This window comes from Levilactobacillus sp. LN180102, assembly GCF_050106635.1.
GTDB lineage: Bacteria > Bacillota > Bacilli > Lactobacillales > Lactobacillaceae > Levilactobacillus > Levilactobacillus brevis.
On the sequence record NZ_JBNIIX010000022.1, the window covers coordinates 1 to 26,293 of the forward strand.

Genomic DNA, 26,293 nt, shown 5'->3' on the forward strand with positions numbered 1-26,293 from the left:
ATAGTGTGGTGGCGATAGCCTGAAGGATACACCTGTTCCCATGCCGAACACAGAAGTTAAGCTTCAGCACGCCGATAGTAGTTGGGGGATCGCCCCCTGCGAGGATAGGACGTTGCCACGCGAATTTTGGAGGATTAGCTCAGTTGGGAGAGCGTCTGCCTTACAAGCAGAGGGTCACAGGTTCGAGCCCTGTATCCTCCATTTGAGCCGTTAGCTCAGTTGGTAGAGCATCTGACTTTTAATCAGAGGGTCGACAGTTCGAGACTGTCACGGCTCATTCACCTACGGGTGAGTGACAATTGGATATTGAACATGATACTGACTATGCCGACTTAGCTCAGTTGGTAGAGCACCTGTCTTGTAAACAGGGGGTCGGAAGTTCGAATCTTCTAGTCGGCATTTATGCGGAAGTAGTTCAGTGGTAGAACATCACCTTGCCATGGTGGGGGTCGCGGGTTCGAATCCCGTCTTCCGCTTATACCGAGAGGTATTAAGCATGATATATTTTGCACCCATAGCGCAACTGGATAGAGTGTCTGACTACGAATCAGAAGGTTGTAGGTTCGACTCCTACTGGGTGCATTTGAACGGGAAGTAGCTCAGCTTGGTAGAGCACCTGGTTTGGGACCAGGGGGTCGCAGGTTCGAATCCTGTCTTCCCGATTAAATAAATATTTTATTTAACATTTCGCGGTGTAGCTCAGCTGGCTAGAGCGTTCGGTTCATACCCGAGAGGTCGAGGGTTCGATCCCCCCCGCCGCGATTTGGACTTGGACTGGACCTTTAGCTCAGTTGGTTAGAGCAGACGGCTCATAACCGTCCGGTCGTAGGTTCGAGTCCTACAAGGTCCATTATTCAAAAGGGCACTTGTATTTTATTTTTATGGAGGATTACCCAAGTCTGGCTGAAGGGAACGGTCTTGAAAACCGTCAGGTGGGTAAAACCACGCGAGAGTTCGAATCTCTCATCCTCCTTTTTTATTATCGCGGGATGGAGCAGTCTGGTAGCTCGTCGGGCTCATAACCCGAAGGTCGCAGGTTCAAACCCTGCTCCCGCAATTTTTGGTCCGTTGGTCTAGTTGGTTTAGGACGCCTGCCTGTCACGCAGGAGATCACGAGTTCGAGTCTCGTACGGACCGTTATCATGCTTGTTCGCCCAAGGATGGTAATCTTAGTTTCTAAATGGTAAATGGCTCGGTAGCTCAGTCGGTAGAGCAATGGATTGAAGCTCCATGTGTCGGCGGTTCGATTCCGTCCCGCGCCATTAGCTCGATATAATGCGGGTATAGTTTAGTGGTAAAACCACAGCCTTCCAAGCTGTTGTCGCGAGTTCGATTCTCGTTACCCGCTTTATATGGGCCTATAGCTCAGCTGGTTTAGAGCGCACGCCTGATAAGCGTGAGGTCGATGGTTCGAGTCCATTTAGGCCCATTATGGAGAAGTACTCAAGTGGCTGAAGAGGCGCCCCTGCTAAGGGTGTAGGTCGCGAAAGCGGCGCGAGAGTTCGAATCTCTCCTTCTCCGTTGATATGACCCGTTGGTCAAGTGGTTTAAGACACCGCCCTTTCACGGCGGTAACATGGGTTCGAATCCCGTACGGGTCATTGTGTCAATTTAATATTATCGCGGGATGGAGCAGTCTGGTAGCTCGTCGGGCTCATAACCCGAAGGTCGCAGGTTCAAACCCTGCTCCCGCAATTTTTGGTCCGTTGGTCTAGTTGGTTTAGGACGCCTGCCTGTCACGCAGGAGATCACGAGTTCGAGTCTCGTACGGACCGTCTTAGTAAGTCTTCCTTTGGGAAGGCTTTTTTGTTTGATAAAATATTATTGTTGCCAAAAAGGAACTGATTTCAGGCCATCGAAACCAGTTCCTTTTTTAGTGTCGCTGTTGTAGGTAATGACGTAGACACTGATCGTGGGCAAAGATATAGAGTCCCTTAACGCCGCGTTTCATTAGGACGTTGATTGAATTTAAGACCAATTGCTGTTTAATCTGGGTCAATTTCTGTGGATCATTCAAATCGTCTCGCCGTTTGAATGCTTCGACATCTGTATAACGGTCTAATCGAATTTGCAGATGCTGATGTTCGTCTAATGTAATTGGCGGCCCTAGGATAAGACCGACATAGTTTAAATCAAATCCTTGGCAAGTATAGATAGAGCCAACTTCATCAATGGTTTGGGGAAGTTCAGCCCATGGTGTATTGGTGTAGTTATATTGATCCCAAGGTAAGTGAAACCGGCCCTCAGTGATAAAATGTTTACCGCCATCTAGTGTTGACGGATATCCAGAAGTTGAGACGATTCGTGACAGGCCAACTTCACGATTTCGTTGGACGATAGCTTGCCGCATGAGTTCTGCGTCATTGAATACGCGCAAGTCATACTGTGTTCCGTCAGTGGCAGGCAGTGGGTGCAGCCGTTGATGGGTGAAGTCATTAATCCAGCTGACGAGTTCGTCACTAGCCTGCATTCTAAACTGATGAGTTAAGCGATAGCTGGTGTGGGGAACCGAAGCTAGCAGATGCTCTAACCGTGATTCCGTCCAGTAACTCTTCATTCGTAGAACCTGCGTTTCATCAAAAACAACAATGATGACCTTGGCCGTTGCCATGAGTGAAGTCAGCTGGTTCGTGCCATAAAAATTGTTGTAGTGGTCAGCCTGTGATAACAGAAGATGGGCTTCGTCAATAACTAAGACGTCAGCGTGCCGCTTTCCCTGATTGATTTGATTAATCAAAGACGTTGGCCGCTGAAAATCTTTTTTAAACAGGTGGGGTTGTTGGCCAGCAATTTCACGGTAAACCTTTAGAATTTCTGGATGATTCACCAAGAAGTAATTTTCGGTTCCGGTCAGCGGGTTAGTCGGATGAGTTCGGGCTAAAGTTTGTAGTTGGTTAAAGAGATGAGCGAGCACGACACTTTTGCCAGTCCCGGCGTCCCCGTAAATCGTAAAGACCGCAGGACCATCTGTTTGGATGTGGGTTGTTGCAAAGGCGAGTAAACGCTCAACCAATTCAGATTGTTCGGTGGTTAATGGAAGTAGTGGCGAAATTTTATCAACCGCCGCATTAGACATCGTTTTAATAGTTGAACAACACCTTTCAAAAGTTGAATAGGCTTATTGTACCGCGAAATGAAAACAAAATAAAACAGGTCCAATCCAGATGATTGGGCCTGTAGGGTTAGCCTTGAGGTTCTTTTTTAGGGACTTGATGGTAGGATGCTGCGTGGAAATGATTAGCGCTAGTAGCATAAGTGTCAATTGGTGCGAACGCTGGCGAGTGGCGCCACAGCGCGTAAGCTTGACTATCCTGCCAGACCGTAAGCAGTAAATACTCACTGTCGTTGTGTTGTTTGGTTAATAAATATAGATCAGTCATACCGGCTGGGAGTGGGGGACTAGCCAATCGATTCACTTTAGCTTCAAAGACCTTAGCAGTATCTGGATCTAGGGTAAAGTAATCAAAGCTAAAGAATCCTTGCCAACTTTGACTGCCTTGGTGTGCACGTATTTGATAAGTGAGCCCCCCGGTGAAAATGCTGGGGGTACCCGAAACATCGAGTAAAAGAAGGCCTTCATCGGTTGCAGAACCAGCAAGTAACAATAAATGACGATCCGTATTTTCCTGAATAATCCGTTGAAGAACATCACGACTGCCGAATGTTAATGATAATTCGTGGCGCATAATCATCCCTCCTAACTAATGACTTATCTCTATTATAAGGGTCCTGAATAAAAAAGCGAAACGTTTACACTCTTCTAACAGCGCGCTAAACTGGTAGTAGTATTAAGTAGAGAGGATGATTAGATGCAATTACGTGTTTTAGGGTGTTATGGCGGTTACCCGCATAATGGTGTAGGAACCAGTAGCTATTTGTTGACGAGTGGTGATTTTCATTTACTCTTAGACTGTGGCAGTGGTGCACTGTTGGCTTTGGAAAAGGTGCTAGATCCGTTACAGTTAAATGCCGTCTTGCTGACCCACTATCACCACGATCACACGGCCGATGTGGGTGTTTTGCAATATGAATGGCAACTGGGTTCGACACAATGGTCGCAAGCGGAGCTACCCATTTATGGTCATACAGCTGATCCCCTGAACTTTGGGGCGTTAACCTGGCCCCACGCGACGATTGGCCGCCCATATGATCCCACTCAACCGATTCAAATCGGTCCTTTTACGATAACTTTTTTAGCGACCCATCATCCCGTGCCAGCTTATGCACCACGAATTACGGAAACGGCTACTGGTGCCACATTAGCATTCACTGCCGATACAGCGGCTTTTAGTGGATTAACGACATGGGCAACGGGCGCAGATGTTTTATTAGCTGATACGAACTTCTTTGCTGATCATCAGGGAACTGCCTGGCACTTAACGTCAACTCAGGCTGGTAAATTAGCTCAGCAAGCTGGGGTTAGCCGATTATTGTTAACGCATCTTCCCCAAGTAGGCGATCTTCAGCAACTAAAGGCAGAAGCCCAATCGGCGGCCGGGACGGGTACGCGAGTTGAGGTCGTTCAGGCTGGATCAATTTATAATACCTAATGATTACTATTCGATAATTATAAATTGACTAAAATCAATTGAATATCAAAATGGTGTCTAGTGATTATTCTTTTGCCCAGTAATAGTCATATGGCATAAAATTGTTGATTAAATTAATTTCCAAAAGGTCTTTATTTTTCTCGAAAAAGCTGTATAATAGACTTTATTAAAAGATTTATACAACTGAGAGGGAGGAAAAGATTATGACAGTCACGTTATATACATCACCAAGTTGTACCTCATGCCGCAAAGCCCGTCTCTGGTTCGAAGAACATGGTATCGCGTACCGTGAACAAAATATCTTCTCCGAGCCCTTGACCGTTAATGATATTAAATCAATTCTACGTTTAACGGAAGATGGCACAGAAGAGATTGTTTCTAAACGGTCTCGTGCCTATCAAGAATTAACAGTAGATTTAGACGACTTACCACTTCGTGACCTTTATGCTCTGATTCAAGAGCACCCCGGAATTCTACGCCGACCAATTATGGTCGATGAAAAGCGACTTCAAGTTGGGTTTAACGAAGAGGAAATCCGCCGCTTCTTGCCGCGGAAGGTTCGAGCATTGGAATTACAACGGGCCCAACGGCTGGTAAATGGCGTAAATTAAGCTTAATTAGTTGCATCTGACCGGATTTGTGAGAAAATGTTACTTGCAGTCCGGTTTTTTGGTATGATGACTTTACAAGTCAATTTAAACGACTAAAATGAGAGTATCAAGGACAATCCCCAAACCCACGAGAAAGGGGTGTTATTCATGGAAATGGAACGAATCAATGAGAATACGATTCGCGTGGTTATTGGCAATGATGATCTGACCGAACGCGGTATTACCGTGTTAGACCTATTGGGTAACCACAAACAAATTGAGGGCTTCTTTTATAGTATCTTGGAAGAGGTCGATGTCGATCACCAGTTTCAGGACAACGATGCGGTTACTTTTCAAGTGTTACCGAACCGTAATGGCTTGGAGTTGTTTATCAGTAAGAATACAGATGAGGACGACGTAGCTGATGAAAGTCAGGGCGACGCCAGTGTTGACAGTGAGCACCCCGATCAAGTGTCGGATCAAATCAAAGAACATTTGTTAGAAAAAGATAATCAAAAGGATTTCTTCTCTGGCTTCAAGTCAGCTGCGAATGAGTCTAATGATATTGAGGATTACTTGAACGATAGTGGTCAACCAACGACAACTCGAGTTGTTAAACTTCATTCTTTTGAGGATATGATCAGTTTGGCTCGAGTTCTTCGCTTAGAGAATGCCGCTTCTAACTTATACCGCTACCAAGATGCCTATTATCTGGAGCTGGTCTTCTTTGTTAATGAATCATCACGTGAATCTATCAAAGATGAGTTAGCGGTGGCTTATGAGTACGCAGAACGTACAAAGGTTGCCCCAGACGTGCTGGCAGAACATGGTCAGTTGATTATGGACAATTCGGCACTGGAACTGACACGCTTTCATTTTTTAACTGATTAATGGCGATGTATAAACGCTAAGATCCCTAATGGAAACTTAGCGTTTTTTAGTGTCAATAATTATGGGTGTTTAGTTCTGATGCATTGAAACGCTTGAAAAGTTAACTATAACGATTATAATAGTTGGAACTGAATGACTAATTATAAGTGAGGAAAAGGAATGTCATTAGTGCAATTAGAACAGGTCTTATTATGGTTAACCCTAGTAGCGGCGCTGGGAATAGTTAGTATTATTGCCTTTTATTTCTGGTATTCTCGAAAAAAATCGAATAATTATTTGGAGAATCAGGCCATTGAGCTACGATACTTTATTCAAAAGCAAGTTGACTTTCACGGACAAACAACGGGCTATGAATGTCTTCTTCGGCAACATAATCCGGACGGGACTTGGTCATTGCCACAACAGTTGGCGTCGTTACCGCTACAGCGCGTGATCTTTTTATTAGAGGATACCTTTAAGGTACTTCCACCTAGGAAGATTACATTATCAATTAACTTAGAGTACGATCAAATTGTTAGTCCAGAATTCCACTACTTTGTTCGGTGGGCTATTTCCAAAATAACGCCCATGACGCTAGCCGTCGAATTCACAGTTAATCGACCGGTACGGCGGCTTAATCGGGCATTGTTTTTACGACGAATTCGTGAGGCTCGAGCCTATGGTATGCGTTTTGATATTGATAATGTCGGATCAACATTGGATAGTTTAAAAAACATTCAGTGGTTATTGCCGCAGGTGGATTCGTTAAAATGTTCGATGCGCAGTTTCCGTAAGGCTGACGCTTCTGTTTGGCTTGACCTTAATCTCCAGTTTTGGAATCGATTGTCTCAAGATAATCATATTCAGTTGATTCTGATGGGGGTGGAGGATGCTGCTGATGAGCAGTTGGCAGAACAATTGAAGATTCCGGTTCGACAGGGCTACCGGTTTGGCCGCCCAATTAATCCACAAAACTAGGAGGAGCAGGATGACTGATAAACATAAACCATCGCAGCAATTGTATACGGATGCTTATTTCGAGCGTGGACACTGGGGACTCAAAGCGCGGCAGACGTTGGTGGCATTAGTCGGATGGATATGTGTGATTGTTCCCATTGTGATTACAATAACCGCTTTTTTGGCAGTTGATCATCCGCAGATACCTCATTTGTGGACGTATCGCGAAGGGATCTTTGAAATCAAATTCATTAGTATTTTATTGTTATTTGCGTTCGTGATGGTTTCACTCTTTGCGGTGGGGATGACGATTATTCAAAACCGCAAGCGAGAACGCGTCGTTGAGCAGTGGCCAACGTATAACCCGATTAACCAGCGTAAACGCGAAACAGAATTGGAAAAATTTATGGATGACCGATTTGGTGACGCAGATTTTCGCCATCAGGTTCGGCGATACCAAGTTAAACCGGAACAGAACTTAGAGACGGAACAAATTCATGAGCTTTATCAAAAACAACACCTGAATGATTTGGGAGATTAGGAGCCGGTATGTTAGACGTTTTTATTGACAGTGTCTTGAAAGCAACGATGGGGCAAACAATTTTAAATATTGTGCTCCTAATTTTGTGCTTGTATCCCATTGTGGGCTCCTTCTTCTGGTTCGCTGGTGCCTTATCGTATCGGTTCTTGAAGACCAACAAACGCGATACAGATTGGCAGAACATCCCGGCTGAGCAACAACCAATGATTACGATTATGATTCCGGCACATAATGAGGAAGTCATGTTGGCAGATACGATTACGTATTTGTTTGAGGAACTCAATTACGAAAATTTTGAGGTTTTAGTAATGAATGATGGGTCAACTGATCGCACGGCTGCCATTATTAGTGACTTACAAACTCAATATTCTCGGCTGCGAACTATCGAAATTTTAAAAAACAAGGGTAAAGCACACGCATTTAATATTGGCATGCACTTTGCCCAAGGCGACTATATTTTAAGTAATGATGCGGATACGATTCCAGAGCCAGGCGCTTTGATGAAGTATATGAATTTCTTCATGCGTGACCGTGATATGAACACCTCCGCAGTGACTGCTAATATGGATGTTCAAAATCGTACGAGTCTATTGGGAAAATCGCAAACAGTAGAGTTCACGAGTATTGTTGGTGTTATTAAGCGCAGCCAAACGGCGATTAATGATTCCATGTATGCTTACAGTGGGGCTAACACGCTATACAAGAAAGATTTTCTCATCGATGTGGGTGGTTTTCGTCAGAATCGGGCGACTGAAGATATCAGTATTGCTTGGGATCACCAGATGATTGGTGCCGTACCGCGATTTGCCCCAAACGTTATTTTCCATATGAATGTGCCGGATACCTTGTGGGATTTGTACAAGCAGCGTAAACGCTGGGCACAAGGGGGGACTGAGGTTTGGTTAACCAATATCAAGAAATTTATATTGCATCCAATTGCCCACCGGTATCAGCTTTCCATGTTTATTGACTCAACACTGTCCATTGTGTGGTCGTTTTTCTTCATGTTAACCTCGTTGGCTTTTCTAACAACCATGGGGATCTTTTTAATCACTGGTAATTATGATCGGGTCTTACACGGATTAGCGATGTCGTTTATTTTTGTCACGTTTGAGTTATTTGCCGGATTCATGCAATTACTGGCGGCATTACTGTTAGACCACCATGGTGCAAAATTAAAATACTTATTCTTTGCCCCGTTGTATATGCTGTTCTATTGGATGGTTAATCCCGTCACAGTGGTGATGACGTTTATTCCGGCACTGAAGACGATCCTAGGATTTGGTTCCGGAACCTGGGTGAGCCCTAAACGACAGGCGTTAAAGAAGTAATGGACAGAGGTCAACTGCGTTACCAACTGATTAATCGATAGAAAAAAGGCACGGGTCAGTGCCCGTGCCTTGCCCGATTTATTGATGGGTGACTTCGATAAAAGTTACTTGGTGAGGATCGGCTATATAAACACGACCAGCCTGATCTCTGGCCATAATCATTTGGGTATCAGTGTTAAGACCGGCCCTTTCGATGGTAAAACTGTCACCACCCACAACATGGATGGTGACGAGGTTGTTTGCAGATAGTGCCTTTGATATTTCTCGCCACAAGGTCGTTCACCTCTTTTGCAAAAATTAATTATCTACTCAGTGTCGAATAAGGATCGTTAGCGGCGCTCAATTGCCAGCAAAAACGGTGGCGTGTGGATTTGATTAATGAAGCCGTATTGGAGCACCTGATAGGTCTTCTGCGGCAATTGCTGACAAAAATCTAAAACGGCCTGCCGTTCGGCTTGACCACCGGGATGCCCGGCGTAGACGACCAGAATAAGACGACCACCACGAGGTAGGTGGGGGAGCAGTGCTTTGATTGCTCGTAAAGTGGTTTCTGGCCGGGTAATGATCTGTTTATCGCCGCCCGGGAGGTAGCCCAGATTAAAAATTGCCGCCGCCACTGGCGTTTCTGGGTCCAGGTAGGCAGCCACCTGCTCATGACCAACCGCGTGAAGAGTCACTTGCTGACTCAGCCCGGTTAGAGTCAATTGTTGTTGGGTGGCATCTAACGCCGCCTGCTGAATGTCAAAACCAATGACGTGACCACTTTTGCCAACGAGATTAGCTAAAAAGACGGTATCGTTGCCCTTACCCACGGTCGCATCGATAACGGTAGCGCCAGGGCCGACACATTCTTTTAATAGGGTGTGACTGTATGTGAGTGCATTTGCTAAATTCAACTTAAATCATCTCCATGACGGGTCAAAAACCATTGACTTAACGTAAGTAGGACGAAACCTAAGGTCCAACCAGCGACCACGTCACTGGGATAGTGAACGCCCACGTAAATTCGTGATAACCCAATTAGAACAATCCAGACACTTAAGATACCAATAAGACTCTTTTTCCACAGGGGATGCTGACGTAATAATCCGCTCAGTAGAATAATGGTGGACCCCCAGAGTAGCATCGCCGTAATTGAGTGTCCACTAGGAAAGCTATATGAGCTGGCATTAACGAGGCGGTCAACGGTCGGTCGTGGCCGGCGGACGAGGTGTTTGATGAGACTGTTACCAAGACCCGCAAAAATTAAAACGTTAAATAAGAGAAATAAAGTGGCCCGGTAGCGCCGAATAATGACGAGTCCGGCGGCCAGTAAAAGGGTTATCCATGTGACAGATTGCGGATTACCAGAAGTGGTTATCCAGATGATACTGCGGGTAAGTGGTCGAGGTAGCGGCTGGCGGACCCACCCAATGATGAGCCGGTCAAACTCCGTTAACCAAGTCTGATGGGTGGTGACGCCGAATAACGCAATTAAAAATAAACTGCCAGCTGCCCAAGTGAACCGCCAGCGTGTCCGTGAAATAGTTACCACAAGTGACCTCCTGAAGTCGTAAAGTCTGATAACGATGGGGCTTTAAATGAAAGTTGGTTATCAGGTTGCGTAAACCAAGTATAGCACAGCGGTTCGGAAATAATTGGGTAAAAGCGGTGGCGCCCCTTGCTTTTCCTTAGGGGGTTTGCTAAGATGAAAACAATTTGATTGATCTAAACGTTGACGAGAAGTAGTAGTTGATGCTAGTGTTCAGCAAGCGGATGGGTGCTGTGAATCCGTGATTAGCGTCAACGAACTTGTCTCTGAGTTTTTTCTGCTGCAAGGTGGGCGTCTGGCGACGTTATCAGCCGGTGAGTGCCTCAATCACTGATTGGGGAATGTAGGTGGTACCGCGCAAAGACGCCCTACAGAAGTCCATTTTTGGACCTCTGGGGGCTTTTTTTGTGGCACGACGTAGAAATGAAAAGGAGCGACGCATTTTGGCATATAAACATCAGATTATTGAACGTAAATGGCAACATTATTGGCGAGCTAACCACACGTTTGAGACTAGCGATAGTCAAACTAAGCCTAAGTATTATGTGATGGATATGTTCCCATACCCATCTGGACAAGGACTACACGTGGGTCATCCAGAAGGCTATACGGCAACGGATATTATGGCCCGCTTGAAGCGGATGCAAGGGTTCAATGTGTTGCACCCAATGGGGTGGGATGCGTTTGGACTCCCTGCTGAACAGTACGCTTTGAAGACGGGACACAATCCTAAGGACTTCACGGCGCACAATATCAAAAACTTCAAGCGGCAAATTCGGTCGCTCGGATTCTCATATGACTGGAGTCGTGAAATTAACACGACTGATGAGTCTTACTACAAGTGGACACAGTGGATTTTTGAACAACTCTACAAAAAAGGGCTGGCTTACGAAGATAAGATCATGGTGAACTGGGCGCCTGATTTCATGGGTGGGACAGTTGTGGCTAACGAAGAAGTCATCGACGGTAAAACGGAGCGGGGCGGTTATCCCGTTTACCGCGTACCAATGCGTCAGTGGGTTCTGAAGATTACCGCGTATGCTGATCGGTTAATCGATGATTTGGATGACCTTGATTGGCCAGATAGCATTAAGGAAATGCAGCGTAATTGGATTGGCCGTTCCGAGGGAGCCAGTGTCTTCTTCCCAGTCGATGGCCAAGCCGATACCAAGATTGAAGTTTACACTACTCGACCAGATACGCTATTTGGCGCGACTTATATGGTTTTGGCGCCAGAACATGCGGCCGTTGCCAAGATTACAACACCAGAACAAGCCGACGCAGTTAAGGCCTACCAAGAAGCCATCGAAAGTAAGTCTGATCTGGAACGAACGGATCTGAACAAGGATAAGACGGGGGTCTTCACCGGGGCCTACGGGATTAATCCATTGAGTGGTAAGAAATTGCCAATTTGGATTGGTGATTATGTCCTGTCTTCTTATGGTACGGGGGCGATTATGGCCGTACCCGCCCATGATGAACGGGATTATGAATTCGCAACGAAATTTAACTTGCCAATCACGCAAGTTATTGAAGGCGATGCGGATACCGACATCACTGAAGCTGCCTACACAGGCGATGGCAAGCATATCAATTCTGATTTCATGAATGGGATGGATAAGCAAACGGCGATCAGTGCGGCGATTGACTGGCTGACAGAACATGATGCTGGCCATAAGCAAGTCAATTTCCGGTTGCGTGACTGGATTTTCTCACGGCAACGTTACTGGGGCGAACCAATTCCCGTGATTCATTGGGAAGATGGCGAAACAACCTTGGTACCTGAAGATGAATTGCCATTGAAATTGCCAGCTGCCAAGCAGCTTGAACCATCTGGCACGGGGGAAAGCCCACTGGCCAACCTCGACGATTGGGTGAACGTGGTTGATGAAAACGGTCGTAAAGGTAAGCGTGAGACCAACACCATGCCACAATGGGCGGGGAGTTCTTGGTACTTCTTGCGCTACGTTGATCCAACCAACGATCAAGCAATTGCGGACCCAGAAAAACTGAAGTACTGGATGCCAGTTGATCTGTACATTGGTGGGGCGGAACACGCCGTCTTGCACCTGTTGTATGCACGTTTCTGGCACAAGTTCCTGTACGATCTTGGTGTGGTACCAACTAAGGAACCATTCCAGAAATTGGTTAACCAAGGCATGATCTTGGGAACGAACCACGAGAAGATGTCGAAGTCTAAGGGCAATGTCATTAACCCTGATGAGATTGTGGAAAAACACGGGGCCGATACACTGCGGTTGTACGAAATGTTCATGGGGCCACTAGAAGCCTCTAAGCCATGGAGTACGGAAGGCATTAATGGGTCACGGCGGTGGTTAGATCGTGTTTGGCGTCTGCTGATCGACGACAATAATCGATTGCGCGATCGGGTCACAATGATTAATGATGGCGCATTGGATAAAATCTATAATCAAACGGTCAAAACGGTTACGGAAGATTTGGAAGCCATGCGGTTCAACGTGGCCATCTCACAACTGATGGTTTTCGTCAATGAAGCCTACAAGGTTGATAGCCTACCCATGATTTACATGGAAGGTTTTGTCAAATTAATCTCGCCAATCGTGCCACATATTGCCGAAGAATTGTGGTCATTGTTGGGCCATGACGAAACGATTGCCTATGCTAAATGGCCAACTTACGATGCCAAGCAATTGGTTGAGGATGTTGTGGAACTAGTCGTTCAGGTCAATGGTAAGGTTCGAGCGCACCTAAAAGTGGCCAAGGATGCCACTAAAGATGCGATTGAAGCTGCGGCTTTGGCTGATGAAACAGTTCAAGTTCACACGGATGGTAAGACGGTCCGGAAGGTCATTGTGGTGCCAGGTAAGCTGGTTAACATTGTCGCAAATTAGGTTGAACGAATAGATACAAGCATCGAACAGAGTGCCTTATCAGGGTGAATCCTGATGAGGTACTCTGTTTTTTGAATAGAACTTGGACCAACGTTACCAAGGATAGATGCCCAGCCAAAGCGTTCTGGGGGTTCATGAGTTGCTAACGAGTAAATTAATCTTATAATATAAAATAAGAAAAAGATTAAAATTCGTTGAAATGAGCTAATCAAAATGCCATAATTGAACTATTAAGATGAGTGGTTAACGCAACTCTTAATTGCGTTGAATCCCGGCTCCTATATGGTCGCTGTGTACAGTGTGGTATTGTTGCGTGTGCCGGGGCAAATAGGAAGCAACGGTCTGTTTTTGGTGGTGATTGCAGGTGTTTACTTAGTGACGGGCTATTATTGGGTTCAGCACATGTCACTGCAGTCGAATACAAGTCGTTACTAGGAGGCGGTCAGTTATGGATATTACGAATTTCTCTTACCAGCTTCCGGACAAGCGGCAACTTTTTCAGGATTTGTCAATATCATTCATGCCAGGACAGATAAATATCCTATTAGGCGTTAATGGTGTGGGCAAGTCAACCTTACTAGATTTCATTGCGGGCGTCAGTCCCAACAAGCAAGTAGCAGCCTTTCATGATTTTCCACCGATGCAACAAGTGGCTTACCAGATGCAGGGGGTCCCGTTTACCGGGGCGACGACAGTGCTACAAACCTTACAAATGATGCTTGAACTGGATGATCCGTCGTTGTCCGTCACGGCCGCTGATTTACCGGCAGCCCTCCAACCGATTGCACACACCAAATTTCGTCATTTATCTGGTGGTCAACGACGATTAGTGATGTTAGAAGGGGTCTGCCATTTGCAACGGCAACTCTATCTTTTTGACGAGCCGGAAAGTGGGTTAGATGTTAAAGTTGCAGCGCAAGTCATGCACCAAATTTGTCAGTTACCAGCAGCGGGTAAGACGGTGATCCTAACCACGCATCAGTTTGAAAATTTACCCGTAGACCAGACCCACATTGCTCTACTGGCTAATCAGCGCTGTGTCTTTTCTGGCAGCCCACAGGCGTTAATGGCACTAACCCAAACAACCTCGTTGCAGGCGGCCTATCTCCAAGCCGATATGTAAAAAAGAACCCCTTGTCTTATCAGACCAATCGATCTGACAAAAATAGGGGGTTAAGCAGTTAATCTTAACGACGCCGGTGACGCACAAAGGTGAAGAAATGCAGAATACTTGCCAGTAAGACATAAAAAATAATGACAAAGGTGCAGTAGGTCAGCCAAAAGGTGCCAGCAGCGAAGACGCCGAACCACCAAGCTTGTAAGCCCATTGTGATGAGGGCCATGATGGCAATCATGAAAAATAAGAGTATGTAGCGTTTCAACGTATTATCATCCTTTCGCGGCCGATGCGCAATTTTTTGCCCCCAACGTTGACACTCAGCCAACTTTTCGGGGCGCGGGGCATGGGTGCCCCAAGTACCAGTTCCAACAAATTCACCAACTTTAATGAGACCGGCGCCACTCAACACACGATCAATCGTGACAAAGGTTTGATCCGTGATGCCAGTAAAGAAGTTGTCGGCAGAGCTAATGAAACAGGTAGTCATACTTAAGTAGTGTTTATTCTGATACTTGCCGGGTAAGGTATCAGCTACGGAGTTCATCCGGACTAGCCGAAAACGCATGCAATCAAAGAACTGCTTCATTACGCCGGACAGCCCACCCCAGTATGTTGGTGCACAGATGATCCAAAAATCACTAGCAGCCATTTTGGCTTCAATTTCATCCAGAGCGGGGCAAGCCCGTTCCTTGGTATCGGGGTAGATCTCATAATCACGCAAAAAAACGGTATCCACAGTTGCTTCAGTGGGTAATGCGTCAATGACGGCTTGTAAGTAGCCAGCAGTGATGCCGTTTTTTTCGTGACTCCCCAGTAAAGCTAAATAATGCAAAAGAATCGCCTCACCTATCTTTTAATCGCTTCGATATTAAGTATACCGCAGTCATCGATGAGAATAAATAACTCCCAACCGCTGATTGGCGATTGGGAGTTCAGGTTAAAGCAGGTTAGTCAGCAGTGCGAAGAAACGTTGCCGAATCATCGTTTCTTGCCCCGCTTTAGAAAATTGGTAGTGTAAGAGATGTTGGTCGAATTCGTGGAAGAAGACTTTGGCCATTGTCTGATAGTCGCTATCATTGGTTTGATCAATCTGCTTGAAGCTCCGCCAAGTTGCATAAATCAACTGTGCATCCGAAATCGTCGTAAACTCAGGAAAATTGTGGCGGATTCCTTTGGCCATTTTTACGACTTGTTGCGCCCGTTTCGGCGACATTTGCATCGTGGGTGTTGCGGTAGAGCTAGCTGTTGCCTGCGTCATATTGACATTCCTCCTTGAATAATCTTGAATCAATTGCCTACGTCTAGAATACCACTGTTTGGAATATCCGGTAAGTTAGGGCATTTTTCACAAGTCATGCAAAACTTTACGGAAATCTGAGCCTTACCTCAGACAAGCTATGGTATAATGTTTCTTTGATTAGCTTGGCAAGATCAAGCACAGTGAACGTTGAATTTTACAAATTGAAAGTAGGGTGTCAAATGGCGGCAAGGTCAGATCAATCCGGCAACCAAGCACAAGCCCAGATGGTTGCAGGATCAGCATGGATGACGGCGGGAAGTATTTTTTCGCGGGTACTCGGTGCAGTGTACATTATTCCGTGGAATATTTGGTTTGGTGCATTTTATCTGCAAGGAAATGCACTGTATGGGAAAGGCTATAACATCTATAGTTTCTTCCTAATTGCCGCAATCGCGGGGGTTCCCTCAGCAATTGCTAAACAAGTGGCGCATTATAATGCACTCAATGAGTATGGGATTAGCGTGCGGTTATATAAACGGGGATTGGAAATTGCCGTTGTGACTGGTATTGCGATTGCCTCGTTGATGTACTTCGGCGCGCCGCTGTTTACTGGTGGGGATGCCCACTTGATTCCGGTGCTGCACTCGTTGGCCTGGGCCATCTTAATTATTCCAACGATGAGTGTGACGCGGGGGTACTTCCAAGGCTTTCAACAAATGGCGCCCTCAGCCATCTCACAATTTGTTGAGCAACTGGTTCGGGTAGTTTATATGTTACTAACGGCGTATGTCATTATGCGGGTGCTCAAAGGCAACTGGGTAACGGCAGTCTCCCAATCAACGTTTGCAGCAGCGATTGGGGCGGCCGGTGGTCTGATTATCTTAGGCGTATATTATTGGCGTCGTCGGGGCTACTTCCGTGGTTTGGTTGCGAATAGTAATAATGAAATGGTGGTTCCAGCCAATCAGCTGTATCGAGAAATTATTGCCCAGGCCGTGCCCTTTATTGTTCTGGGAGCGGGAATCACTATTTTCCAACTGATTGACCAATATACCTTTGCCCCAATTATGCATATGGCAGGCAACTACTCTGCAGCATACCTGAATGATCTATTCGCGTTATTTGGCGTAAACGCGAATAAACTAATCATGATTACTATCTCACTGGCTTCTGCACTGGCAGTTACGGTCGTTCCGTTGTTATCTGAGTCCTATACTAGGGGCAATAAGCAGGAAATTTCGGATCAATTGGCTAATGCCTTCTTGATGTTTGAGTTTGTCATGATTCCCAGTGCGTTAGGGATGGCAGCCGTTGCGCGGCCGTTAAACTTGGTCTTCTATGGTCGGACGCATGAAGCGTTAGCTGCGTCAATTCTGGCGTTTTCGTCTTACCTGTCGATCTTGCTCGGTCTCTACACAGTCGTGGCAGCGTTGATGCAAGGTATCTCACAAAATAAACGCGCCGTTCGCTACTTCTTAGTAGGAACGGTTGTGAAATTTATCGTGCAATGGCCACTGGTTTATTTCCTTGGTGCTTTTGGTCCCTTAATTGCGACCGGTATCGGGTTCACCGTGACCTGTTATCTGATTATTCACTCCTTGGATCGCCAATTTGGCATCAACTTTGCCCATATTGCTAAAAAGACTAATGGGATTCTGATCATGTCGATTGGTACGTTCATTTTGGCACGGTTGATTACCTTTGCCGGTAGTTTGTTAGGGAGTGAAGGCCGTATGATTAATTTCTTAATTGTGGCAGTAGCTGCTTGTGTTGGTGGTTATTTCTACGTTTATATGGTTCTACGATCACGGTTAGCAGATACCATTTTAGGCTCACGGGTCGCTGGATTACGTCGTCGGTTGCACATTCATTAGGAGGCAGTGATATGAATATCGAACGTTATTTGACGGAACATCATCAGGGGACCCCGGGGCAGATTTTTCGTTTACTCCGTCAAGGCCGGGTGAAGGTTAACGACCGACTGATTGATTCTCCCCGAGAAACGGTCGATACGTCGGATCAGGTGACCGTTGATGGCTTGGCTGTCACTGGCCGGCGACCACAATATTTGGTTTTTAACAAGCCAGTCGGCGTGCAGACAGACTTGACACCGGTCGTTCCGCACAGTCTAGGAAGTATGTTAAATGCGCTGGATCAACAGCAGTCACTGCAAATTTTGGCAGATCTGCCTAGGACCATTGCTGGGCTAACGCTAGTGACTGACGATAATACTTTCTTAACGGAGGTTCAGGGTCAAACTTGGCCAAGTACACTACGGGTGCAATTGACTGGGACCACGCCGTTAACGCTTCCTCAAAATATTGCGGCCGAGGTCGTTGAACAGCGGCCGGATCAGGTGCATCAATGGACCATGCTGACCTTGCAAACAACAGCGCTGGATAGTGTGACAGCGTGGTTAGAATCGCTTAGTCGCGTGAGTGGTGCCATTAACCGAATTGGTTGGGGGCCAATCAAGTTATCTCCAGATCTGGCAGTGGGCACCTATCGGGGATTATTTCCGCAAGAGATAGATGCCTTGCTGACACCGGCTACCACTTCCTCACTTGAAAAATAAAATTAAGCAGGCAACTTACCACTTCAATGCGGTAAGTTGCCTGTTTTTAAACGTCTTTATGCTCATGGACTTTCATAAAATGGGGGAGCTCCGTGATAATTTGACTCGGTAAGACGACGTACTGTTGCTGGGCTAACAATTCAGCAATAGCGCTATGGCTATAGACAGCCGCACAAACGGCCGCTGATGAATCAGCAAATTGCGCAACAAAGCCGCCAATCATTCCAGCAAGGGTGTCGCCCATCCCACCAGTTGCTTGCGCCGGAGTCCCTAGGGGATTTTCATAAGCGTTGGTGGGTGTGTAAATCTGGGTTCGATGTGACTTGACCACGACAATACCACCGATGGTAGCCGCGGCTTGCTTGTTGGCAGCGGGCGTTTGAGCAGCAATTTTGAGGCCGCTAAGCCGTTGCCATTCCATTTGGTGCGGGGTAAAGATAATGTGCGCCTGTGGGAGGGGTAAGTGCTGTTCAGCCACTAGGGTGATCGCCGAACCGTCGAGGATGACGTGTTGTTCGGGTGTGATTGCCTGAAAGGCTTGCTTTAAAGTGGTTAGCGCTGCTGTATCGGTTCCCAAACCGGGACCTAAGACGACGACATCAGCGTGCCGAATGAGTGTACGAGTTTGCGTAAAGTCTTGTATGTCAGCAAACATCGCTTCTGGTAATCGCGCGTGCAAACTGCTTTGATTACTGGCGTCTGTGATGGTTGTAACCAGTCCAGCACCGGCATAAACGGCTGCGGCACTAGCCATGATGATGGCGCCCCCAAAGTTGCGATTACCACCTATCAAGGTTACGCGACCGTAAGTCCCCTTATAGCTATCTGCTGGTCGTTGACGAATAGTCGTTGTTAAAATATTTTCAGTTAAAACTTGCATGGAACATCGACCTCCTCAATCTCACGTTTAGTATAGCATGTTGTTCGATGAAATCGGCTTACAATTGGCTGGCGGTATGCTAAAATTAACGATAAGTAATCTTGGACAAGAGGTCCGAATAAAAGTGAAGGAGGTCCAATCATGGCAATTGATTGGCAAAAACTAGCAGCACAATACCGGGAGGCCTATATTGCGGATTTAACCACCTTAGTCGGCATTGATAGCGCGCGTGATGATTCTTTGGCGACGGACGACTATCCTTTAGGTCCGGGACCAGCAAAAGCATTATTAGCGTTTTTAGAACTTGCAAAACGCGATGGATTTAAAACCAAAAATTTAGATAATGTAGTTGGCTATGTGGAATATGGTGAGGGCGAAGAAACCTTGGCGATTCTTGGTCACGCAGATGTCATGCCAGCCGGTAAAGGATGGCACACTGATCCGTTTACTTTAACAGCTAAGGATGGCAACTTGTACGGTCGGGGGACGTCTGATGACAAGGGCCCATCGTTAGCTGCCTACTACGGATTAAAGATGTTGAAAGATCAAGGAATCTTGCCGAAGATTAAGATTCGGTTCATCATTGGAACGGATGAGGAAAGCGACTGGACGGGGATGAATCATTATCTTGATTTGGAGCCAGCACCAACTCTGGGCTTTTCACCTGATGCCGAATTTCCTTTAATCAATGGTGAAAAGGGAAATGTGACCTTTACGACGGCGTTCGGTGGTCAAAATGGATCAGCAGATTTTCTTCAAGCCTTTGATTCAGGTTTACGAGAAAATATGGTTCCCCGTGATGCCGAGGCTACTGTGGTGACGGATAATGCCGAACAAATGATGGCTGACTTTTCAACTTTCTTGGACCAAGCACCAGTTGCTGGAAGTGTCACGAGCGACGCTATGGGAGTGCATTTCCAGGTTGTTGGTAAGGCGGCTCATGGTATGGAACCTAAGAATGGGATTAATGCAGGAACGTATTTGGCCAGTTTCTTGACGACGTATGATTTTGGCAAAGATGCGGCTGATTTTCTGAGCTTAATTGCGCACAAATTACATGACGATTCACGGGCCCACCAATTAGGTATTGCTTACACGGATAAGGTCATGGGTGACTTGACCATGAACGTTGGGGTGATGACTTTCACGGCAGGCAAATCTGGATTAGTCAATACCAACTTCCGTTATCCGACTGGCACCGGCGCTGATCAAATCAAGGCGGGGCTGACGCAAGCGACTGCTGGTATGACCGTTGAATTAAAGCAAGGACGTGAAATGGTGCCACACTATGTCGATCCTAGCGATCCGATTGTGGCAACGTTAATGGATGTTTATCGGCAACAGACCGGCGATATGCAAGCTCAACCTGAAGTTGTTGGTGGTGGGACCTATGGCCGCTTGATGAAGCGTGGCGTTGCCTTTGGTGCGCTCTTCCCCGGCACGGCTGATACCATGCATCAGGCTGATGAATTCCAGCCAGAAGCTGATTTACTCAAAGCAATGGCGATTTACGGTCAAGCTATTTTTGAACTCACCAAATAAGGTTGGTTAAGATAAACCGATCAAAGGAGTGGTGAACATGGTTGCAGAATATAAGCACATTTTAGTGGGTGTCGATGGTTCGCGACAGGCTAAACGGGCGCTGGATAAGGCGATTGCTGTTGCGTTACGTAACCAAGCGGAATTGATCATTGTCACGATTATGAGTGGTGGAGATTATGTTGGCTTGGGAAATAATACGCAGGTCGGCTTTGGTTACGTTGATCAGCAAGTGATGGACGAGTCTCGTCAAGCACTAGAAGCATTAGTTGACCAATACCGGCAAAAAGCTCAAGAAGCCGGTGTTGAGCGGGTGGTAACGTCTGTCTTTTATGGACATGCGAAAGTTGACTTGGCTAAGTCGCTACCCAAAGAGTATCAGGCGGACCTCATTATGTTAGGCGCAACGGGTGTGAATGTGGTTGAACGCATGCTACTAGGGTCAACAGCCAGTTACGTGGTGGCTAATGCGGTTTGTGACGTGCTGGTCGTACGGACGGACCTACACAACCAGGTGACGCGGTTAAAAAAAGTTCCAACTAAATAAAGGTTATCAAGGGAGTTCGTGGCGGTTGCCCGAGCTCTTTTTTTGCTGTCTTTATTTTTGAATGGCCAGCATCAAGCTGGGCCTTAAAGGTTAGACCACGATTTTGTTCAGGTTAGTGAACTAACCAGCCGTCAACGAGTAGTTAGGCCAGTAGTTGTGGGCAAAAATCATTATACTGGCGGTAGAGTCAAATATTAGGGGGGTAACGAAAATGAAAGTTGGAATTCCGCAAGAGACTAAGAACAACGAAAACCGGGTTGGGATTACGCCAGCAGGCGTGGTTAGTCTAGTTCATGCTGGCCATCAGGTTATCGTTGAACATCATGCAGGTGAGGGTGCTGGGTATCCAGATAGTGACTACGAACAGGCTGGTGCGATCTTGGGGACAGCAACCGAGGCTTGGGCATGTGACTTGGTTATTAAAGTAAAAGAACCAGTCCCAGAAGAATATCACTTTTTCCATGAGGGACTAATTTTGTATACGTATCTTCACTTGGCACCGGATATTCAATTAACGCAGGCCTTACTCGCGGCTAAGGTAACTGGGGTGGCTTACGAAACTATGGTTGGACCTCGTGGAGGGTTGCCGCTGCTAGTGCCAATGAGTGAGGTTGCTGGGCGCATGGCCGTTCAAGTAGGGGCACACTTTTTAGAAGAAAATCATGGTGGTAAAGGTGTCTTGCTGGCAGGCGTTCCTGGTGTAGCCAAAGGAAACGTGGTCATTGTTGGTGGGGGCACAGTGGGGTTCAATGCTGCCGAGATTGCTTTAGGCTTGGGGGCTCACGTCAAGTTACTAGATATTAATGCGGCACGACTGGCAGAAATTGAGACTGCTTTTAACGGCAACATTCAAACGCTCATTTCCAATCCGTTTAATTTGGCACAAGCCATTAAAACTGCTGACCTAGTGATTGGGGCAGTCCTTATTCCGGGTCATACAGCACCAAAATTGGTTAGTGAAGCGATGATTCAATCGATGGAACCTGGCTCCGTGGTGGTTGATATCCCGGTTGACCAAGGTGGCATATTTGCAACGACCGACCACGCGACGACCCATGATGATCCGGTGTTTGTAAAAGATGGCGTTGTTCACTATGCAGTGGCTAATATTCCAGGTGCTGTTCCTAAGACGGCAACTGCGGCCTTGACCAACGTCACCATTCCATATGCAGTGACGATTGCAAATGAGGGCATTGAAGCGGCAGCTAAACACAATGCGACAATCTTAACTGGGGTTAACACTTATGCGGGTCACTTAACGGAGGCAGCCGTTGCCGCAAGTCAGGGCGTTTCCGCTACGGACTTAGTCACACTTATTTAAACGTTAACTAGATGGGCAAAAGGGGGGACGTCATATGGCAACAGAACCGACAGCTCCAGCGCGTAATTTGAAGAATCGGCACGTTCAGTTGATTGCGATTGGTGGAACGATTGGTACCGGACTGTTTTTAGGCTCGGGGAAGTCGATTCAACAAGCGGGTCCATCCATTTTGCTGGCCTATCTCGGTGTTGGAGTAGCTTGTTTTTTACTCATGCGAGCGCTCGGAGAATTATTATTATCAAACACAAATCAACGATCGTTTGTGGATTTCGTGACAGAATATCTTGGCGAACGCGTTGGATTTGTTGTCGGCTGGACGTACTGGATTTGTTGGATTACGATTGCAATGGCAGAAATCACGGCTATTGGCATTTACTTCCGGTTTTGGTTTCCTGCTGTCCCGCAGTGGTTGCCAGGACTAGTCGTTTTGGCGATCCTACTGTGTATTAATTTGATTACGGTGGGGGCATTCGGGGAAGTGGAATTCTGGTTTGCCTTAATTAAAATCGTGGCTATCTTAGGCTTGATTGTGGTCGGGATGGTAATGATCTTCATGCGCTTTAAAACACCGGTGGGGCATGCCTCGTTACAAAACTTAGTCGCCTTTGGCGGGTTCTTCCCCAAAGGCGCATCTGGCTTCTTATTATCCTTACAGATGGTGGTCTTTAGTTTTATCGGTATTGAAATGGTGGGGATGACAGCCGCGGAAACGCAGGATCCGGATCGGGTATTGCCACGGGCCATTAATGATATTCCTTTGCGAATTATTTTGTTCTACGTAGGTGCATTATTTGTGATTATGGCGATTTATCCGTGGAACACGGTTTTGCCAAACCAAAGTCCATTTGTCATGGTATTTAAAAATGTGGGAATTCAGGCTGCAGCGGATATCATTAACTTCGTTGTCATCACGGCAGCGGCTTCAGCCTGCAATAGTTCCATCTTCACGACTGGGCGGATGCTGTCCTCACTGACCAAAGATGCCAAGCAACCATTGACGATGAAATTAAATCGATTGTCGAAGCACCAAGTTCCGGGGAACGCTTTAAATTTCTCAGCGCTGGTTATTACGTTGGCTGTGGTATTGAACCTGTTGTTCCCAGACATGGTCTTTACGTTGGTTTCCAGTGTGGCAACGACGTGTTTCTTGTTCATCTGGGGCAGTATCATCCTGACTCACTTGAAATATCGACGAACGACAGATGATATGCAGATTAAGTTCAAAGCACCGTGGTTTCCATGGGCTGATTATTTTGTGCTGGCGCTACTGATGTTGGTCGCTGTCATCTTGGTCTTCCAATTAGATACAGCAATTGCGTTAGGCTTATCAATTGTTTGGCTAGGCAGCTTGTATTTGATTAAGGGGCACCAAATGAAACGAGCACAGGCTTAATTGAAACTGACAGTAGTCGGATTGTACGACTACTGTCAGTTTTTTTGGTAAAAAAAGACGACACTATAATGGTGTCGTCAAGGTCAGTTAAATTATAGTCGGTGAATATCCAAAATACTTCCGGTGGCAGCGTCGGCAATGAATTGGTACTGGACAAGTTGATCGTCTTCATAGCGATTGATACCCCCGTAATAAACACGGGATTTAACGGCAAACTTTTGGAAAGGAACTGCGTGTTTCTCAATCCAAGCGCCTTCAATTGGCGACTCTTCACGAAATTGTCGTTTGACTTGTTCCAAGATGTCATCAGGGTTTAATCGTGACGTACCGCCAAAAAACCGTGTGATGAAAACGCCCATTAATCCACCCAACACTCCGGTTAGGCTTAATTGATACAATTGTCCATTTTTAGCAGCCATACTACCGCCTCCTTAAGTTACGTGTTACTGGGCCACATTTTCCATCACTTCTGCCCCTAGTATAGCAAGGATTGCCAAGAAGTTCCCGTAAAAAGGCAAAAATCGTGTAAATTTTCTGGTAGATTGCTATAATGGTTCTTGTATAATTTTCAAACTTAAAATAAAGGAGTGCATCTTCATGGAACAATTACCCAAAATGTCAGCGACTGAATTAACCGACGTGGTTAAATCTGGTAAAACGATGCTGTTCTTCTCGGCAACTTGGTGCCCAGATTGCGCATTTATCAAGCCAGCCATGCCTGAAATTGAAGCGGAATACCCTGATTTTAAGTTTGTTGCTGTCGATCGCGATGAAAATATCGATTTGGCCGCAGAACTCAATGTCTTTGGCATTCCAAGTTTTATTGCCTATGCCGATGGTCAAGAGATTGGTCGGTTGGTAAACAAAGATCGTAAGACAAAAGCAGAGGTAGAAGAATTTATCAATTCTTTGACAACCAACGCCAACTAATACCTGTTGGAAAGGATTCAAACATGTTAATTGCTAGTTACAACCCCCAAGAGTTGGGGGATACATTAATTGTGGTTGTGGCACCAGATACACCAACCCAAGCACACACAGTCCGAGACAATGTCGCACGGATTTATGATCCAGAAACGGAAAAAACGCTGGGGTATAATTTCTTGGCCATTAGTGAAATCCTACCAGAGATTACGGGTCAGGGGCAAGTCGCATTGTCCGTTGCGGATGTTGCTGCATTGAATGTCGCCTTAGAAGCAGCCGGATTTTCTGGTGAACTAGTGGCCGAAACAGCGTCACGATTCGTCGTGGGGTATGTAAAGTCGACCACACCACATCCGGATTCGGATCATTTATTAGTGACCGAAACAGTTGTGGACAATGATGAGTCCTTGCAAATTGTCAGTGGCTCACCGAACATGCAAGCGGATATTAAGGTGGTTGTTGCTAAGGTTGGCGCGATGATGCCCAATGGCCTGATTATTTGGCCTGGCGAGTTGCGGGGCGTATCCAGCAACGGGATGATTTGTTCTGGACGAGAACTGGGCCTGGCTAATGCGCCACAAAAGCCGGGTGCTTTGATTTTGCCAGACGATTATGAAGTTGGCGAACCGTTTGATTTTGAACGAGGTCAAACCATCTTTAAAGCTTAAGAAAGAATATTACAAAGCGGGTCAGCCCTTGTCGGCGACCCGCTTTTTTGTGTACAATGGGATAGACTGACGATCGTGTGTCAGTGGAACAGGTAATCGATTAGATAAAACGAGAAATAGGGAATGAGTCAACGAGCCGTTTACAGCGGCGTCTCCTCCCGGTAGCGATGAATTTTGATGAGAGTTACTCATCTAGGAGGAAGAAACACATGGAACACTACGATGGCCCGGCCTTTTACCGTAAATTTCCAGTAAAACCGACCCCAGAACAAATGGATGATACAACTGACGAACGCTCGGAGCGACAAGTCAGATTACGAAAAGAACGTGGTGAACGCATACAACTACGTGAACAAAGAGAACGACAGCGTGAGCAGCAGGCGGCTGCATCGGCACAAGCGGCGTTACAGCAAGCCAAACCGCAGCAATCAGCGGCAACAACGGCCCAGCGACAAACGACGACGGCGGATGTGCCAGATTATCGGCCATTTGTGGTTACTCAGGTGCCGCGGCAACTGCATTGGAATCAGACAACGGCTAAATCTCGGCAACGATATCGTCGTTTAATTAAGCAGTTGCACAAAACAGATCAGAGTTTCTTGCTGTTTGGCGCAGCGACGAACACTGATGTCGCTGATTCAACTAGTGTTGATGCAGTCAGCTTGCCTTCAGGACAGACCGTTTTGTTGTCGGAAGCTGCACCAGCGGCAACGACGGATTCAGCGGCAACGACGGATTCAGCGGCAACGACGGATTCAGCGGCAACGACGGATTCAGCGGCAACGACGGATTCAGCGGCAACGACGGATTCAGCGGCAACGACGGATTCAGCGGCAACGACGG

At 46.5% G+C, this 26,293-nt stretch carries 25 protein-coding genes, 18 tRNA genes, 1 rRNA gene, 1 pseudogene and 1 other annotated feature; of the genes and pseudogenes, 36 read left to right on the forward strand and 9 right to left on the reverse strand.

The features are described from left to right. Positions 1-4: 4 nt before the first annotated feature. From rrf to ACP4IT_RS11240, 19 genes are all read left to right on the forward strand, one after another. Positions 5-121: ribosomal RNA gene (rrf, locus tag ACP4IT_RS11150) — 5S ribosomal RNA — on the forward strand. Positions 122-128: 7 nt separating this feature from the next. Next, positions 129-201, forward strand: a tRNA-Val gene (locus tag ACP4IT_RS11155). 3 nt (positions 202-204) lie between these two features. After that, positions 205-277: transfer RNA gene (locus ACP4IT_RS11160), tRNA-Lys, on the forward strand. Between the two features lie 49 nt (positions 278-326). Beyond that, positions 327-399: transfer RNA gene (locus ACP4IT_RS11165), tRNA-Thr, on the forward strand. A gap of 5 nt (positions 400-404) precedes the next feature. After that, a tRNA-Gly gene (locus ACP4IT_RS11170) sits at positions 405-476 on the forward strand. A 32-nt stretch (positions 477-508) separates the two neighbouring features. Beyond that, positions 509-582, forward strand: a tRNA-Arg gene (locus ACP4IT_RS11175). Between the two features lie 6 nt (positions 583-588). Beyond that, positions 589-662, forward strand: a tRNA-Pro gene (locus tag ACP4IT_RS11180). Between the two features lie 26 nt (positions 663-688). Beyond that, positions 689-762: transfer RNA gene (locus ACP4IT_RS11185), tRNA-Met, on the forward strand. Positions 763-776: 14 nt separating this feature from the next. Continuing rightward, positions 777-850, forward strand: a tRNA-Ile gene (locus ACP4IT_RS11190). 33 nt (positions 851-883) lie between these two features. Then, positions 884-973 (forward strand) — tRNA-Ser (locus tag ACP4IT_RS11195). Between the two features lie 10 nt (positions 974-983). Beyond that, positions 984-1,057 (forward strand) — tRNA-Met (locus ACP4IT_RS11200). A gap of 5 nt (positions 1,058-1,062) precedes the next feature. Next, positions 1,063-1,137, forward strand: a tRNA-Asp gene (locus ACP4IT_RS11205). 52 nt (positions 1,138-1,189) lie between these two features. Further along, positions 1,190-1,262: transfer RNA gene (locus ACP4IT_RS11210), tRNA-Phe, on the forward strand. A 15-nt stretch (positions 1,263-1,277) separates the two neighbouring features. Further along, a tRNA-Gly gene (locus ACP4IT_RS11215) sits at positions 1,278-1,348 on the forward strand. 6 nt (positions 1,349-1,354) lie between these two features. Next, positions 1,355-1,429: transfer RNA gene (locus ACP4IT_RS11220), tRNA-Ile, on the forward strand. A gap of 4 nt (positions 1,430-1,433) precedes the next feature. Next, positions 1,434-1,521 (forward strand) — tRNA-Ser (locus ACP4IT_RS11225). 7 nt (positions 1,522-1,528) lie between these two features. Continuing rightward, positions 1,529-1,601, forward strand: a tRNA-Glu gene (locus tag ACP4IT_RS11230). A gap of 20 nt (positions 1,602-1,621) precedes the next feature. Further along, positions 1,622-1,695: transfer RNA gene (locus ACP4IT_RS11235), tRNA-Met, on the forward strand. 5 nt (positions 1,696-1,700) lie between these two features. Then, positions 1,701-1,775: transfer RNA gene (locus tag ACP4IT_RS11240), tRNA-Asp, on the forward strand. 98 nt (positions 1,776-1,873) lie between these two features. On the opposite strand, the gene ACP4IT_RS11245 is transcribed toward ACP4IT_RS11240, so the two are convergent. Both ACP4IT_RS11245 and ACP4IT_RS11250 read right to left on the reverse strand, forming a co-directional pair. After that, a complete protein-coding gene (locus ACP4IT_RS11245) occupies positions 1,874-3,085 on the reverse strand; it encodes a DUF2075 domain-containing protein (RefSeq protein ID WP_251933130.1) in 1,212 nt (403 codons plus the stop codon). A 97-nt stretch (positions 3,086-3,182) separates the two neighbouring features. Next, positions 3,183-3,686 carry an antibiotic biosynthesis monooxygenase gene (locus tag ACP4IT_RS11250; RefSeq protein ID WP_011667908.1) on the reverse strand — a complete coding sequence of 168 codons (504 nt, stop codon included), beginning with the start codon at positions 3,684-3,686 and terminating at the stop codon, positions 3,183-3,185. Positions 3,687-3,809: 123 nt separating this feature from the next. Here ACP4IT_RS11250 and ACP4IT_RS11255 point away from each other — a divergent pair, with 123 nt between their 5' ends. The 6 genes from ACP4IT_RS11255 to ACP4IT_RS11280 all read left to right on the forward strand — a co-directional run bounded on the left by ACP4IT_RS11255 (position 3,810) and on the right by ACP4IT_RS11280 (position 8,839). Then, positions 3,810-4,550 carry an MBL fold metallo-hydrolase gene (locus ACP4IT_RS11255; RefSeq protein ID WP_426855738.1) on the forward strand — a complete coding sequence of 247 codons (741 nt, stop codon included), beginning with the start codon at positions 3,810-3,812 and terminating at the stop codon, positions 4,548-4,550. 203 nt (positions 4,551-4,753) lie between these two features. Next, positions 4,754-5,161 carry a transcriptional regulator SpxA gene (gene spxA, locus ACP4IT_RS11260; protein WP_011667906.1) on the forward strand — a complete coding sequence of 136 codons (408 nt, stop codon included), beginning with the start codon at positions 4,754-4,756 and terminating at the stop codon, positions 5,159-5,161. Positions 5,162-5,308: 147 nt separating this feature from the next. Continuing rightward, on the forward strand, positions 5,309-6,031 hold the full coding sequence (locus ACP4IT_RS11265; RefSeq protein WP_021741731.1) for an adaptor protein MecA: 723 nt from the start codon (positions 5,309-5,311) through the stop codon (positions 6,029-6,031). Between the two features lie 159 nt (positions 6,032-6,190). After that, positions 6,191-6,988: an EAL domain-containing protein gene (locus ACP4IT_RS11270; protein ID WP_024855084.1), complete on the forward strand. Its 798-nt coding sequence runs from the start codon at positions 6,191-6,193 to the stop codon at positions 6,986-6,988. Between the two features lie 10 nt (positions 6,989-6,998). Beyond that, entirely contained in the window at positions 6,999-7,508 is a 510-nt protein-coding gene (locus ACP4IT_RS11275) for a hypothetical protein (protein ID WP_024855083.1), read from the forward strand. Positions 7,509-7,516: 8 nt separating this feature from the next. After that, positions 7,517-8,839 (forward strand): glycosyltransferase family 2 protein, encoded by a 1,323-nt coding sequence (locus ACP4IT_RS11280; protein WP_024855082.1) that lies wholly within the window; start codon positions 7,517-7,519, stop codon positions 8,837-8,839. A gap of 78 nt (positions 8,840-8,917) precedes the next feature. On the opposite strand, the gene ACP4IT_RS11285 is transcribed toward ACP4IT_RS11280, so the two are convergent. The 3 genes from ACP4IT_RS11285 to ACP4IT_RS11295 are packed head-to-tail and all read right to left on the reverse strand — an operon-like array spanning position 8,918 to position 10,373. Next, positions 8,918-9,112: a hypothetical protein gene (locus ACP4IT_RS11285; RefSeq protein WP_021741728.1), complete on the reverse strand. Its 195-nt coding sequence runs from the start codon at positions 9,110-9,112 to the stop codon at positions 8,918-8,920. Between the two features lie 56 nt (positions 9,113-9,168). Further along, a complete protein-coding gene (locus ACP4IT_RS11290) occupies positions 9,169-9,735 on the reverse strand; it encodes a tRNA (mnm(5)s(2)U34)-methyltransferase (protein WP_011667827.1) in 567 nt (188 codons plus the stop codon). Continuing rightward, on the reverse strand, positions 9,732-10,373 hold the full coding sequence (locus ACP4IT_RS11295; protein ID WP_015473582.1) for a phosphatase PAP2 family protein: 642 nt from the start codon (positions 10,371-10,373) through the stop codon (positions 9,732-9,734). The genes ACP4IT_RS11290 and ACP4IT_RS11295 overlap by 4 nt, the downstream gene beginning before the upstream one ends. A 171-nt stretch (positions 10,374-10,544) precedes the next feature. Next, positions 10,545-10,744 (forward strand) — a binding site (T-box leader). Between the two features lie 69 nt (positions 10,745-10,813). On the opposite strand from ACP4IT_RS11295, the gene leuS reads away from it, so the two are divergent. Beyond that, the gene (gene leuS / locus ACP4IT_RS11300; protein ID WP_041815278.1) at positions 10,814-13,243 is read left to right on the forward strand and encodes a leucine--tRNA ligase; all 2,430 of its coding nucleotides are present in this window, start codon (positions 10,814-10,816) and stop codon (positions 13,241-13,243) included. A 448-nt stretch (positions 13,244-13,691) separates the two neighbouring features. Next, the gene (locus ACP4IT_RS11305) at positions 13,692-14,366 is read left to right on the forward strand and encodes an ATP-binding cassette domain-containing protein (protein ID WP_156646938.1); all 675 of its coding nucleotides are present in this window, start codon (positions 13,692-13,694) and stop codon (positions 14,364-14,366) included. A 64-nt stretch (positions 14,367-14,430) separates the two neighbouring features. On the opposite strand, the gene ACP4IT_RS11310 is transcribed toward ACP4IT_RS11305, so the two are convergent. Continuing rightward, on the reverse strand, positions 14,431-15,195 hold the full coding sequence (locus tag ACP4IT_RS11310) for a flavodoxin family protein (RefSeq protein ID WP_011667823.1): 765 nt from the start codon (positions 15,193-15,195) through the stop codon (positions 14,431-14,433). Positions 15,196-15,300: 105 nt separating this feature from the next. Then, on the reverse strand, positions 15,301-15,621 hold the full coding sequence (locus ACP4IT_RS11315) for a hypothetical protein (RefSeq protein WP_011667822.1): 321 nt from the start codon (positions 15,619-15,621) through the stop codon (positions 15,301-15,303). Between the two features lie 221 nt (positions 15,622-15,842). On the opposite strand from ACP4IT_RS11315, the gene ACP4IT_RS11320 reads away from it, so the two are divergent. Together ACP4IT_RS11320 and ACP4IT_RS11325 are read left to right on the forward strand one after the other, a co-directional pair. Beyond that, complete coding sequence (locus tag ACP4IT_RS11320; protein ID WP_011667821.1) at positions 15,843-17,477, forward strand: putative polysaccharide biosynthesis protein; 1,635 nt, start codon at positions 15,843-15,845, stop codon at positions 17,475-17,477. A gap of 11 nt (positions 17,478-17,488) precedes the next feature. Further along, positions 17,489-18,178, forward strand: coding sequence for a S4 domain-containing protein (locus ACP4IT_RS11325; protein WP_011667820.1), 690 nt, complete (start codon positions 17,489-17,491; stop codon positions 18,176-18,178). Positions 18,179-18,224: 46 nt separating this feature from the next. Here the strand turns inward: ACP4IT_RS11325 and ACP4IT_RS11330 are convergent, their stop codons facing one another. Further along, the gene (locus ACP4IT_RS11330; RefSeq protein WP_011667819.1) at positions 18,225-19,058 is read right to left on the reverse strand and encodes an NAD(P)H-hydrate dehydratase; all 834 of its coding nucleotides are present in this window, start codon (positions 19,056-19,058) and stop codon (positions 18,225-18,227) included. A 141-nt stretch (positions 19,059-19,199) separates the two neighbouring features. Between ACP4IT_RS11330 and pepV the strand changes: the two genes are divergently transcribed. From pepV to ACP4IT_RS11350, 4 genes are all read left to right on the forward strand, one after another. Continuing rightward, the gene (pepV, locus tag ACP4IT_RS11335; protein WP_011667818.1) at positions 19,200-20,600 is read left to right on the forward strand and encodes a dipeptidase PepV; all 1,401 of its coding nucleotides are present in this window, start codon (positions 19,200-19,202) and stop codon (positions 20,598-20,600) included. A gap of 37 nt (positions 20,601-20,637) precedes the next feature. Then, positions 20,638-21,144, forward strand: coding sequence for a universal stress protein (locus ACP4IT_RS11340; RefSeq protein ID WP_011667817.1), 507 nt, complete (start codon positions 20,638-20,640; stop codon positions 21,142-21,144). Positions 21,145-21,355: 211 nt separating this feature from the next. Beyond that, positions 21,356-22,465 carry an alanine dehydrogenase gene (gene ald / locus ACP4IT_RS11345; RefSeq protein WP_011667816.1) on the forward strand — a complete coding sequence of 370 codons (1,110 nt, stop codon included), beginning with the start codon at positions 21,356-21,358 and terminating at the stop codon, positions 22,463-22,465. Positions 22,466-22,499: 34 nt separating this feature from the next. Then, entirely contained in the window at positions 22,500-23,858 is a 1,359-nt protein-coding gene (locus ACP4IT_RS11350; protein ID WP_015473591.1) for an amino acid permease, read from the forward strand. Between the two features lie 92 nt (positions 23,859-23,950). On the opposite strand, the gene ACP4IT_RS11355 is transcribed toward ACP4IT_RS11350, so the two are convergent. Beyond that, positions 23,951-24,277, reverse strand: coding sequence for a PepSY domain-containing protein (locus ACP4IT_RS11355; RefSeq protein WP_011667814.1), 327 nt, complete (start codon positions 24,275-24,277; stop codon positions 23,951-23,953). 178 nt (positions 24,278-24,455) lie between these two features. Here ACP4IT_RS11355 and ACP4IT_RS11360 point away from each other — a divergent pair, with 178 nt between their 5' ends. The 3 genes and pseudogenes from ACP4IT_RS11360 to ACP4IT_RS11370 all read left to right on the forward strand — a co-directional run. Then, entirely contained in the window at positions 24,456-24,788 is a 333-nt protein-coding gene (locus tag ACP4IT_RS11360) for a thioredoxin family protein (RefSeq protein WP_011667813.1), read from the forward strand. Between the two features lie 23 nt (positions 24,789-24,811). Further along, positions 24,812-25,450 (forward strand): YtpR family tRNA-binding protein, encoded by a 639-nt coding sequence (gene ytpR, locus ACP4IT_RS11365; protein WP_015473592.1) that lies wholly within the window; start codon positions 24,812-24,814, stop codon positions 25,448-25,450. 209 nt (positions 25,451-25,659) lie between these two features. Beyond that, a pseudogene (locus tag ACP4IT_RS11370) lies at positions 25,660-26,293 on the forward strand (DNA translocase FtsK); the annotation flags it as partial.

Excerpts from the sequence above, each read along its gene's own strand:
- ACP4IT_RS11270 (WP_024855084.1), top strand. The coding sequence starts at position 6,191 with ATGTCATTAGTGCAATTAGAACAGGTCTTATTATGGTTAACCCTAGTA.
- ACP4IT_RS11330 (WP_011667819.1), bottom strand. The coding sequence starts at position 19,058 with ATGCAAGTTTTAACTGAAAATATTTTAACAACGACTATTCGTCAACGA.
- ACP4IT_RS11305 (WP_156646938.1), top strand. The coding sequence starts at position 13,692 with ATGGATATTACGAATTTCTCTTACCAGCTTCCGGACAAGCGGCAACTT.
- ACP4IT_RS11280 (WP_024855082.1), top strand. The coding sequence starts at position 7,517 with ATGTTAGACGTTTTTATTGACAGTGTCTTGAAAGCAACGATGGGGCAA.
- ACP4IT_RS11360 (WP_011667813.1), top strand. The coding sequence starts at position 24,456 with ATGGAACAATTACCCAAAATGTCAGCGACTGAATTAACCGACGTGGTT.
- ACP4IT_RS11255 (WP_426855738.1), top strand. The coding sequence starts at position 3,810 with ATGCAATTACGTGTTTTAGGGTGTTATGGCGGTTACCCGCATAATGGT.
- spxA (WP_011667906.1), top strand. The coding sequence starts at position 4,754 with ATGACAGTCACGTTATATACATCACCAAGTTGTACCTCATGCCGCAAA.
- ACP4IT_RS11350 (WP_015473591.1), top strand. The coding sequence starts at position 22,500 with ATGGCAACAGAACCGACAGCTCCAGCGCGTAATTTGAAGAATCGGCAC.
- ACP4IT_RS11275 (WP_024855083.1), top strand. The coding sequence starts at position 6,999 with ATGACTGATAAACATAAACCATCGCAGCAATTGTATACGGATGCTTAT.
- ACP4IT_RS11340 (WP_011667817.1), top strand. The coding sequence starts at position 20,638 with ATGGTTGCAGAATATAAGCACATTTTAGTGGGTGTCGATGGTTCGCGA.
- ACP4IT_RS11250 (WP_011667908.1), bottom strand. The coding sequence starts at position 3,686 with ATGCGCCACGAATTATCATTAACATTCGGCAGTCGTGATGTTCTTCAA.
- ytpR (WP_015473592.1), top strand. The coding sequence starts at position 24,812 with ATGTTAATTGCTAGTTACAACCCCCAAGAGTTGGGGGATACATTAATT.
- pepV (WP_011667818.1), top strand. The coding sequence starts at position 19,200 with ATGGCAATTGATTGGCAAAAACTAGCAGCACAATACCGGGAGGCCTAT.
- ACP4IT_RS11355 (WP_011667814.1), bottom strand. The coding sequence starts at position 24,277 with ATGGCTGCTAAAAATGGACAATTGTATCAATTAAGCCTAACCGGAGTG.
- ACP4IT_RS11325 (WP_011667820.1), top strand. The coding sequence starts at position 17,489 with ATGAATATCGAACGTTATTTGACGGAACATCATCAGGGGACCCCGGGG.
- ald (WP_011667816.1), top strand. The coding sequence starts at position 21,356 with ATGAAAGTTGGAATTCCGCAAGAGACTAAGAACAACGAAAACCGGGTT.
- ACP4IT_RS11315 (WP_011667822.1), bottom strand. The coding sequence starts at position 15,621 with ATGACGCAGGCAACAGCTAGCTCTACCGCAACACCCACGATGCAAATG.
- ACP4IT_RS11320 (WP_011667821.1), top strand. The coding sequence starts at position 15,843 with ATGGCGGCAAGGTCAGATCAATCCGGCAACCAAGCACAAGCCCAGATG.
- ACP4IT_RS11265 (WP_021741731.1), top strand. The coding sequence starts at position 5,309 with ATGGAAATGGAACGAATCAATGAGAATACGATTCGCGTGGTTATTGGC.